Here is a 351-nt window from a genome sequence, read left to right as displayed (position 1 = left end):
ATCTTGACGCGCGGTTTGCAGCGCGCTTTACCTTCTTCGATCTCTTTGGCGTCGATGATTTTCCACTCGTCCTTCGTCACGTAGCGGACGCCGCGCGCCTTCAGCAGCGCCGGTATTGCATTGGGGTCCGGCTCCGGCGCCGGCGTGAGCTTCCCTTTCTGCAGGTCCTCGAACATACTGTTGACCGACTCGATGGCGTCCGGCTTGTTGGTGCCGATGACGCCTGTGGGGCCGCGCTTGATCCAGCCGGCGACATATTCCCCCGGTACAACTTTGCCCGTCTCCGGATCGACCACCCGCCCGACTTCGTGGGGAATCACGCCGCTGCGCTTGTCGAAAGGTACGCCTTCC

The 351-nt window shown here is 62.4% G+C and carries 1 pseudogene; it reads right to left on the bottom strand.

The features are described 5' to 3' along the window. A pseudogene (locus tag N2041_RS14515) lies at positions 1 to 351 on the bottom strand (NADP oxidoreductase); the annotation flags it as partial.

Origin of the sequence: Tepidiforma sp. (assembly GCF_026419595.1) — a bacterium.
Taxonomy (GTDB): domain Bacteria; phylum Chloroflexota; class Dehalococcoidia; order Tepidiformales; family Tepidiformaceae; genus Tepidiforma.
Note: the sequence above shows the minus strand (reverse complement) of the source record. Positions and strands in the feature narration are given on the sequence as shown.